Genomic DNA, 12001 nt, shown 5'->3' on the forward strand with positions numbered 1-12001 from the left:
TATCTTTTACTAGACAGTTATTTTACCAACTATAACCTGCCCCAACACCAACCATGGTGTCTTTTTGGGTATTAGTGGAGCCAGTAAAACGTACTGTCCATTTACTATTATCAGATACAGTTGAATAACCGATAGCTAATGCAGACTGTCCACGATATTGTGTAACCGCTGCCGCAACTTGTGAACGTTCTGCATAAATGGCTTGCGGTAAAGTCGCAATTGCACCCGCAGAAGCGATACCAGCACGAGCATGTTTATCAACATCATTAACATGTTCACTTAACTTCGTGAAACCATTGCTGACTCCCTGTGCCAATCGACGCACTTGCCCCATATTAGCTGCATCATCATCACGGACACCATCAGCAACATGCTCAATACGAACAGGAACAACTTTACCATTCTTATCCGTACCCCCACTTAATGATACAGTTGGTACGGCATCTTTATCGCCTTGATAGCGGGTTGAGGTCGTACTAATACTCACTTTATTCTTACCCTGGCTATCCGTCACTTCAACGCCTTTGAAAGTCGGTTTTTCTTTCATTTCTACTTTTACAGTACCATTACCATCCTTATCCTGAGTATAAGTTGTCGTAATATTATCACTAGAATAGCTACTATCTTGTGCTTTAGCTGAACCCACGATATTGACCGTACTACCTAATGCCTGATCTCCATTTCCTGCATTACCTGCTATATTTATGCCTTTTTTAATGGCTTGACTATTCTTATCAATATCACCAGCAACCTGATCTATATGATTTTTTACTTGATCAATTTTTTGAGTATTTTGAGCGATCTTGTTGCTATTATCCGTAATTTTTTGCATATTTTGTGCAATACTTTGTTTGTTGGATGCAATATTGCTTGCATTATCCGCTATATGTTGTGCATTAGTTGCAATAGCATTTTTGTTAGCCACTATCTGTTGTTGAGTTTGGTAAAGTTGTTTGCCATTAACCGCATCAGTAGAATTTGGAGCCACCGTACCATCCGCAACGCCAGTTACTTTACCTCCATTAACACTAATATTCTTATCGCCTTTATCTAAAGTAATTTTTGCACCTGTACCAGACGCACCGTTACTAATGCTGTTAATACCACTAAGATCAGGATTAATATTGTAAGTAACATTACCATCTTTACCCACAACCGCCGTTGTATTCGTACCATTGGTGAAATTAAAGCCAGTATCTAAACTTACACTTTGTACGGTTCCACCATTAGCACGGTAATGAATATTCGTTCCTTGTGCGATTTGGTTAGGATCAATGCTAATTTGATAATTTGGAGCCTGCTCGGTACCAATATTATCGACAATCACGCCACCTTTTCCAGCTGTAACTTTCGTTTTCACTTTAGCTGCATTGTAAACATCATTCACCTCACCTTCAGTGGCCGCACGACTTGGATTAATATTATTCGGATCAAATTTCGTATTTGTTAATCCAGCAATCGTACCGCTTTGTCCATCAAGTTTGATATTCGGTTTACCTTTCGCATCAGTAAGCTGTACAGAACTGAGATCTTTGAGATCTTTTGCCAATTTCACTTTCAAACTATGAGTTGTAGGATCTGTTACAACACCAATATTACCGTCTGTTAATTTAGTCGGATCTTTAACACCACCTTGAATATTAAGTGTATCACCTAATTTTGTTGAGACTGCCTTACCACTATCACCACCAAAATTAATTGCTTTATTCGTAATACCAGCTGCAACTTGTTCAAGTTGTTTATGATTCACCGCATCATTCGGCGCTGTACCATCCGCAACATTCGCAATACGCACCGGTTTATTTTGACTACCTAGCTGTAGGGTTGGTGTCTTATCACTACCAACACCACTGGTAATCGTAACGCCATTATCATTTGGATCTGTACCCTTAACAGTCACTTGTTGAACTTCAATCTTCGGATTAAGTGAATAGGTGAAGTTTTGATCATTTTGTTGGATTTGAAGATTTTTACCTGCTTCAAATTTCACTAAAGCACCATTATGAACAATCGTTTTATTCGCAGAACCTATTAACTCACCGCCATTTGCAGCAGCTTGGACATTAAAACCGCTATGATTTATCGCATCTGCAACACTTTGTGCTGTCGCAACTTTATTAAGGCCAGCACCATTGTAGGCATTTTGTGCTTTAGTTAATGCATCTTGGGCTGCTTTTAACGCATTCTGAGCTGCCGTCACTTTCGCTTGTGCCTGTTGTTTTTCAGCAGGTGTTTTCGCACCAGCGAGAGCTTTATTGGCACTATTCAAAGCGTTTTCAGCACTCGTCACTCCACCATGCGCTTTATTCAAATTATCTTTCAATGTCTTAATTTGATCTGATGGTAATGTTGATGGACCTTGAGCTTTTCCATCAGGCGTAATCGTTACATCACCTGTGTTGATATTAATGCGATATGGATCGTTTGCAGAACCGTTACCTTCTACTGTTGTACTGTCACCATTCACAATATTAATACGCAAACCACTTAAATTAATCGCAACAGGATTACTATTATCATTATGCGTTAAAGTTAAAGTATCATTTTCAGGATTGAAACTACCACCATTCACATAAGTATCTTTTAATCCCGTAATGGTTGCAGTGTGGTTGCCATCCATTTGAAGGGTCGCTGTGCCCACACCATCTGTACTATAAGTTACGGTGCCTGATTTCACGCGCATATCATCAACATTAACTTTATATGTTGGTGCACCATCTTGAGTTGTACCTGCAGTAATGCTGGCGACATTCGTACCTTTCAACACTTGGGTATGTTTTTGTCCGTTCGCTATCGCTTTTTGCGTTGCATCAGTTAAACTGATAGTTAAACTAGTACCGCTTGCGGTGGTTTGAATACCAATGCCACTATTGTCTTTCACGCCAGTTACTGCGATAGTTTTATTAAGTTGGGTTGTCGCTTTACCACTATCGCCACTAAGCCCAAAAGTTTGTCCATCGACATAACCTTTGTTTACGGCATCGCTATCTGCTGTTGGTATACCTACATTGGTGATACGACTTCCACCGACATCAACGGTTTTCTCTGCACTACCAAGGGTAATCGTTGCACCTTTACCGCCAGTGCCGTTACTAATGCTCTTAATATTGGTTAATACTGGATTAACGCTATAGGTAACCTTACCCCCTGCTTCAACTTTTGCAGTGGTATTAGCGCCATTCATGAAGTTGAGTCCCTCAGCTAAAGATACTGAGTTGTCTGGTGCTTTACTATTTGCTTTGTAATGAAGATCTAAATCACCTGAACTCACGGTTGCAGTCAATTTACCGTTTTCGATCTTAATGGTGTTATTATCAACCACAACATCATATTTCACGGTTGGCGTTGTACCTTCTTTCGATACTGTCGCAGTCGTCGCATTACCATTCACGAAGTTAACCGTTGCACCACTTGAGATAAATTCAGGAGATGCACCATTACCTTCAATATTGAAACCAACACCATTTAAGGCTTTTGCAATATCACCCGCTGTTGCAAGTTTGCCTGCATCCGCTGCTGTCGGCGCTGTTACCTTACCGTTTGATACAGTTAGCGGTGTCGTTGCAACATTCACTATAAATGGATTATCTTTCGTACCATTACCAGTTAAGGTTGTGTTACTCCCAGCACTCATATGTGCTTTTAAGCCACTTAAATCAACAGTAACAGGATTTTTACCGTCATTATGATTTAAGGTGAGTTCATCTTTTGAAGCATCGAAAGTTGCGCCATTTACATAAGTGTCTTTTAATCCCGTAATGGTTGCAGTGTGGTTACCATCCATTTGTAGAGTCGCTGTACCCGCACCATCTGTACTATAAGTTACGGTGCCTGATTTCAGGCGCATATCGGCAACGTTGACGGTATATGTCGGTGCACCATTGTCTGCTTTAGCCACAGTAATGCTGGTGACATTCGCCCCTTTCAATACTTGGGTATGTTTTTGACCATCTGCTATTGCTTTTTGCGTTGCATCAGTTAAACCAATGGTTAAACCAGTATTACTTGCGGTGGTTTGAATACCAAGACCGTTACCATCTTTTGTACCAGTAACAGCGATAGTGCTATTAAGTTTAGCCGTTGTCTTACCACTATTACCACTAAGCCCGAAGGTTTGTCCATCTACATAATTTTTATTTACAGCATCTGTACCAGAGATTGGTGTACCTACATTGGTGATACGACTTCCACCGACATCAACGGTTTTCTCTGTACTACCAAGGGTAATCGTTGCACCTTTATCATCAGTGCCGTTACTAATGCTCTTAATATTGGTTAATGCTGGATTAACGCTATAAGTAACTTTACCATCTGCTTCAACTTTTGCAGTGGTATTAGCGCCATTCATGAAGTTGAGTCCCTCAGGTAAAGATACTGAGTTGTCTGGTGCTTTACTGTTCGCTTTGTAATGAAGATCTAAATCACCCGCACTCACGGTTGCAGTCAATTTACCGTTTTCGATCTTAATGGTGTCATTATCCACCGCAACATCATATTTCACGGTTGGTGTTGTACCTTCTTTCGATACTGTCGCAGTCGTCGCATTACCATTCACGAAGTTAACCGTTGCACCACTCGAGATAAATTCAGGAGATGCACCATTACCTTCAATATTGAAACCAATACCATTTAAGGCTTTTGCAATATCACCTGCTGTTGCAAGTTTACCTGCATCTGCTGTTGTCGGCGCTGTTACCTTACCGTTTGATACAGTTAGCGGTGTAGTCACAACGTTCACAACAAATGGTTTCGCTTCTGTTCCCGTACCGGTAACAGTTGTATCTGTACCGTTAGCCATATGGGCTTTTAAGCCACTTAAATCAACAGTAACAGGGTTTTTACCATCATTATGATTTAAGGTGAGTTCATCTTTTGAAGCATCGAAGGTTGCACCATTTACATACGTGTCTTTTAATCCCGTAATGGTTGCAGTGTGCGTACCGTCCATTTGTAGAGTCGCTGTACCTGCACCATCTGCACTATAAGATACGGTGCCTGATTTCACGCGCATATCATCAACGTTGACGGTATATGTTGGTGCACCATCTTTTGCTGCACCTGACGTAATGCTTGTAACATTCGTGCCTTTCAACACTTGGGTATGTTTTTGACCATCTGCTATCGCTTTTTGAGTCGCTTCAGTTAAACCAATGGTTAAACTCGTACCGCTTGCAGTGGTTTGAATACCAACACCACTATTGTCTTTCACGCCAGTTACCGCGATAGTTTTATTAAGTTGGGTTGTCGCTTTACCACTATCGCCACTAAGCCCAAAAGTTTGTCCGTCTACATAACCTTTATTTACAGCATCTGTAGGAGCGGTTGGTGTACCTACATTGGTGATACGACTTCCACCGACATCAACGGTTTTCTCTGCACTACCAAGGGTAATCGTTGCACCTTTACCATCAGTGCCGTTACTAATACTCTTAATATTGGTTAATGCTGGATTAACACTATAAGTAACCTTACCATCTGCTTCAACTTTCGCGGTGGTATTGGCACCATTCATGAAGTTGAGTCCCTCAGCTAAAGATACTGTGTTGTCTGGTGCTTTACTATTTGCTTTGTAATGAAGATCTAAATCACCTGCACTCACGGTTGCAGTCAATTTACCGTTTTCGATCTTAATGGTGTCATTATCAACCGCAATATCATATTTCACGGTTGGTGTTGTGCCGTCTTTCGATACTGTCGCAGTCGTCGCATTACCATTCACAAAGTTAACCGTTGCACCACTTGAGATAAATTCAGGAGATGCACCATTACCTTCAATATTGAAACCAACACCATTTAAGGCTTTCGCTATATCACCCGCTGTTGCAAGTTTGCCTGCGTCAGTCGTCGCTGGAGTCATGACTTTACCATTTGAAATAGTTAGTGGTGTCGTCGCAACATTCACTATAAATGGATTATCTTGCGTACCATTACCAGTTAAGGTTGTGTTAGTACCAGCTACCATATGGGCTTTTAAGCCACTTAGATCAACACTTAACGGTGTTTGTCCATTGTTGTAATCCAAACTAAGTTTATTATCTGAACCGAGGGTTGCTTTATTGATAAAGGTGTTATCTACACCCGTGATTGTGGTTGTTGTTCCGTCGCCACTTGTTAAGGTTAATGTACCCTCACCTTGATCGTTATATGACATCGCACCTGATTTCACGTGCATATCAGCAACATTAACTTTGTATGGGCTTGTAGCTGTACCGTCACCATCTAAGGTTGTGTTAGTACCAGCTACCATATGGGCTTTTAAGCCACTTAGATCAACACTTAACGGAGCCTGACCGTTATTGTAAGTCAAACTGAGTTTGTTATCTGAACCAAGGGTAGCTTTATTGACAAAGGTGTTATCTACGCCCGTAATTGTTATCTTCGTACCATCGCCACTCGTTAAGGTTAATGTACCCTCACCTTGATCGTTATATGACATCGCACCTGATTTCACGTGCATATCCGCAACATTGACTTTATATGGATTTATGGCAGTACCATTACCAGTTAAGGTTGTGTTAGTGCCTGCTGTCATATGGGCTTTTAAGCCACTTAGATCAACACTTAATGGTGTTTGTCCATTGTTGTAATCTAGGCTGAGTTTGTCATCTGAACCAAGGGTAGCTTTATTGACAAAGGTGTTATCTACGCCCGTGATTGCTGTCTTCGTACCATCGCCACTCGTTAAAGTTAATGTCCCCTCACCTTGATCATTATATGACATCGCACCTGATTTCACGTGCATATCCGCAACATTGACTTTATATGGGTTTGTAGCAGTACCGTCACCATCTAAGGTTGTGTTGGTACCAGCTACCATATGGGCTTTTAAGCCACTTAGATCAACACTTAATGGAGCCTGACCGTTATTGTAAGTCAAACTGAGTTTGTTATCTGAATCAAGGGTAGCTTTATTGACAAAGGTGTTATCTACGCCCGTAATTGTTGTCTTCGTACCATCGCCACTCGTTAAAGTTAATGTCCCAGCACCTTGATCGTTATATGCCATCGCACCTGATTTCACGTGCATATCCTCAACATTGACTTTATATGGATTTATGGCAGTACCATTACCAGATAATGTTGTATTAGTCCCCGCTGCCATATGGGCTTTTAAGCCACTTAGATCAACACTTAATGGAGCCTGACCGTTATTGTAAGCCAAACTGAGTTTGTTATCTGAACCAAGGGTAGCTTTATTGACAAAGGTGTTATCTACACCCGTGATTGTGGTTGTTGTTCCGTCGCCACTTGTTAAGGTTAATGTACCCTCACCTTGATCGTTATATGACATCGCACCTGATTTCACGTGCATATCCGCAACATTGACTTTATATGGGTTTGTAGCAGTACCGTCACCATCTAAGGTTGTGTTGGAACCAGCTACCATATGGGCTTTTAAGCCACTTAGATCAACACTTAATGGAGCCTGACCGTTATTGTAAGTCAAACTGAGTTTGTTATCTGAACCAAGAGTAGCTTTATTGACAAAGGTGTTATCTACGCCCGTGATTGTGGTTGTTGTTCCGTCGCCACTTGTTAAGGTTAATGTCCCCTCACCTTGATCGTTATATGCCATCGCACCTGATTTCACGTGCATATCTGCAACATTGACTTTATATGGGTTTGTAGCAGTACCGTCACCATCTAAGGTTGTGTTGGAACCAGCTACCATATGGGCTTTTAAGCCACTTAGATCAACACTTAATGGAGCCTGACCGTTATTGTAAGTCAAACTGAGTTTGTTATCTGAACCAAGAGTAGCTTTATTGACAAAGGTGTTATCTACGCCCGTGATTGTGGTTGTTGTTCCGTCGCCACTTGTTAAGGTTAATGTCCCCTCACCTTGATCGTTATATGCCATCGCACCTGATTTCACGTGCATATCTGCAACATTGACTTTATATGGGTTTGTAGCAGTACCGTCACCAGATAATGTTGTATTGGAACCACTCACTAGTACTGTCTTAGCGCTACTTAAATCTGCTGTTAGTTGATTCTGACTATTAACTTTGATCGTAGTTCCATCAACATTCACATCGTATTTCACCTTAGCTGTAGGACCAGCTGGTCTAATACTTATGGTCGTACCATTACCATTTTCAAAATTTACCGTACTATATGGATTAACCTGTAATTTTTTCTTACCATTTGCTTGCAATATCCATCCCATGCGAAGAACATCATTTAGACTTGCAGCATTACTACCGCGTTGTCTAACACTACCGGCATCGGCAAAATTAATATTATTTGCAATACCTGATATTGTCCCTTGAGTAAGGTGTATTTGATTACTTAGGTTAAAATTAATGGAGCTACTACCATCGCTAGATACTAAAATATTATTATCACCATTTGTAAAATTAACCGTACCACCGGGGTTCACAATAAATGGATTTGCGCTTTGAGCTTCCATATAAATCCCAAGCCCATTTAGCACATTAACAATATTTCCCGCTGTTACTAAATCCTGTGAAGCTCCTGCATCAGGATCATTCACAGCTCCATTACCAACAGAAAGACTCGTTGTTGCTACATTAACTGAGTATGGTGAATTCAAAGTACCGTTCCCAGTAATAGTTACGTTATTTCCCGATTTTATTTGAGTTTTTAAACTACTTAAATCTACACTAATCGGTTTAGTATCATTGTTATAATCTAATGTAAGTTTATTGTCTTCACCGAGTGTTGCTTTATTAATAAAGGTATGATTTTGCGCATTTTTTAAGGCAGTTTTCGTGGCTTTATTTAAATCGACCATAATATTATTACCATTCACTGTCGTAATAATATCGCCATCTGCCGCTCCAATAATATTAAATTGATTATTATCGGAGTTGATTGTAATTGGCTTACCAGTCCCTCCCCCAACTTGGAAAGGGCTCTCTGAGGCATTAGCAACCAATTGTCCAGATTTATTAATTGTGATAGTTTTTCCGTCAACATTTACATCATATGAAACATCAAATGACTTATCACTCCCAACCGTTGTATTAGCTAGTGTTCCTTTACCATTTTTAAAATTTACGGTATTGCCCATTACACTAACGTTACCAACGCTATTACCATTATTACTAAGTTCCCAACCTAATCCCCATACATAATTTCTATTTACTGCCTGATCACCAGATGTTGGCGTATCGGGAATATGAGATATTGGCAAATTACCTGCATCAATCCCTTTGGTTGAATTAATAGTTATATTACCAACTCCTACAGTTTTCAAACCATTAAGAACTTGAGCTAGTTGAATTGAAATAGAGCCGTTTTCATTACCAATTGTCTTAATTCCATCAGCAATAGTGTCTCCAGATGCTCCACCGAGAATTTGTAAATTTTGACTAGGTGTTCGAGTAACAATCGTTGTCGTATTATCACCAGTATAAGAAGTTTGGATACGTTTTAATTGAGCAACGTTAACAGCATCTGTATCATTAGTACCTGCTGCAACTCCCGTAATTTGACGAGTAACTTGAGTACCATTACCGACAGCTACAGCTGCTGCAGTAGATTGCCATGCACCTGTTGTTTGTGTTGTTGTAGAACCAGTTTGAATATCATATCCTTGTACTCCAGCATCCACAGTTGTAACAGAGCCCGAACCAATTGCAACACTATTATCAAAAGTTGTTGTCGCATGACTTCCTATAGCAACAGAGCGAATTCCTCCTTCTCCATTAAATTGTGCACTTGTATTATTCGTATTAACGCCTGCTTGTGCATTAGCTCCAATAGCTATACTTTCATCGTAAATAGCGCTCGAAGTATCACCAATTGCGATGGATTTACCGTCTAGCTGCTGCTGACCTTGTCCTAATGAGTTAATTTCATTTAATAAAGAATTACTTGCTAATGCTTGTGACCCCGCACCAATCGCTAAAGTACTGTCTCCCAAAGCGTGGGCACCACTACCGATAGCAACTGCACTCACACCGCCATTGCCAGTAGTCGTTTGAGTTTGATTTGTATCATTCTGCCCAGCAATAGCATTAAACCCAAATGCCAATGCCTGATTAGCTTGTGCTTGGGCACCATGTCCCATTGCAACATTATCATTACCATTTACAACAGAACTTGAACCAAAAGCAATATTATTCGTTCCTGTAGCCTGTGCTGTTGCACCAAAAGCAATTGCTCCATCTCCAGTAGCAAAGGTCCTTAAATTTTGTGGTGCATAGTATTCACCATCTCCATATAAATCATTGCCCGAAGTATTTTGTTCTGCCCGAATATCTGCAGCACCAATCGCGATTGCACGATATCCTTTCGCGGTAGCAGAATGTCCCATAGCGAGCGAACCAAGATCAGCCGCAGCTGATACATTACCAAGGGCAATAGAATAATCATGTATTGCTGCAGCCTGTCTTCCTAATGCAATTGATGTATTACCTTGTGTAAAAGCACCTGCACCGATAGAGATTGAGGAACTATCAGCAGTTGCTAATGCTCCGATGGCAACTCCCATAATATTGGTACTAGCTCCATATCCAAGAGAAATACCCGCACCGTTTGATTTAGTATAAGCCCCTATAGAAATTGGTGCTGCTGTTTGAGTACCAGGGAATCCGCCAATTTGTAAAACTTGATCTTGACCATAAGGAGCAAGATTACTAGGATTATTCGTATACCCGTTAAAAGGATTACCCCGATAACGTTGATACATACTCGTCCCGTTAGAACCTGCTGTTGCGTTACTTCCTAAAGCAATAGCATCTGAAACCTGGGCACCATCATTATTATAATTTCCTGCACTGCTTCCATCACCATTAATACTAATGTAATGAAAATGGGTATGACTCCTTAAATTAGTTATCGATTGTTGTATAGATCTTAGTTTATCAACAAAGTCTCCCCATGGATCAACGCGTAAATTAAGAGTATTCGCTGGCAACGAATGGCTAACATCCAATAATAAATTTTGAGAAAAGAAAGGATCAAAAGAAGTAGTGAAATTGGTTTCAGCTATAGTTGTATTAGTTGCATTCTTCTGTTTATCCGCTTTATGTTCGGCTACACATTTCCCTGATTCCATTTGAACACAACTTTCAGTATGTTTTGAAATCGTAGAGGCTGCTTCTACGGTATTTACACCAAGCACAGCCAAAGTCAGTAAACTCAAAGAAAATATATGTATCAATTTGCTACTTAATCTACCTCTTGAATAGTTTTTTACTTTATTCTTTTGTTTAGCTAATTCACTACATACCACGTAATCTTGCTGACTAACGCTATAAATAACGCTAAAAATTCTATTCATAACAAACCTACCCCAATATAATTACCAAATTCATAACATTAGTACGATTATAAAGCAATACTTTCAAAAAAAATACTATTAATAGTTATAAAATAACTATTTTAAGATATTTTTTATCGTAGTCTTTAGGTAGAGAACAATAAAAATTATGGGTTTTCCTAAAAATTTATGCGATCACAGGCGGTCATAAAAAGTACATAAAATTTACGAAAAATCGGGGCGTGATGTGTAAGTCAGTGATGGAAAGGCAACAAATGTGTGTAGAGGAATAATCTATAAAACTTATGTAAGTTTGTGAGCAATTTAAAACGCATAAATTTTTAGGAAAAATAGGGCGTGTTTTCAATTTTTTAAAATAAAAATAATAATTAAAAAAATTAGAGATGAATATGAATAAGAAGAGAAAAATAAGCAGGGATAAAATGGGATAGCCTTTCTTAATCTTTTTTCTTGATTTTCAGGTATAAAAAAACCTCTTGATTGCTCAAGAGGTTGGTGTTGGGACCTGGCGGTGTCCTACTCTCGCATGGAGGGACTCCACACTACCATCGGCGTTACAGCGTTTCACTTCTGAGTTCGGCATGGGGTCAGGTGGGACCACTGCACTTTCGCCGCCAGGATTATTCTTTATAATCTGTCTTTTCGTCGTTCTTTACTTAACGTTTATTTGCGTTTTACTTTCTCTTCGCTTCGTTAAGTCTTTAAAATCTTCACTGAAAACCGACTTTCTTTCAAATCTTTTCTCTA

At 39.8% G+C, this 12001-nt stretch carries 1 protein-coding gene and 1 rRNA gene; both read right to left on the reverse strand.

Annotation, left to right across the window (positions count from 1 at the left end; all coding sequences use genetic code 11):
* Nucleotides 1-22: 22 nt before the first annotated feature.
* A complete protein-coding gene (locus tag EL259_RS01985) occupies nucleotides 23-11254 on the reverse strand; it encodes a YadA-like family protein (protein ID WP_126598524.1) in 11232 nt (3743 codons plus the stop codon).
* A gap of 503 nt (nucleotides 11255-11757) precedes the next feature.
* A 5S ribosomal RNA gene (rrf, locus tag EL259_RS01990) occupies nucleotides 11758-11873 on the reverse strand.
* Nucleotides 11874-12001 lie beyond the last annotated feature (128 nt).

This window comes from Actinobacillus delphinicola (assembly GCF_900638385.1).
Taxonomy (GTDB): domain Bacteria; phylum Pseudomonadota; class Gammaproteobacteria; order Enterobacterales; family Pasteurellaceae; genus Actinobacillus_C; species Actinobacillus_C delphinicola.

Coding starts and splice junctions, on each gene's coding strand:
- EL259_RS01985 (WP_126598524.1), bottom strand. CDS start 11,254: ATGAATAGAATTTTTAGCGTTATTTATAGCGTTAGTCAGCAAGATTAC.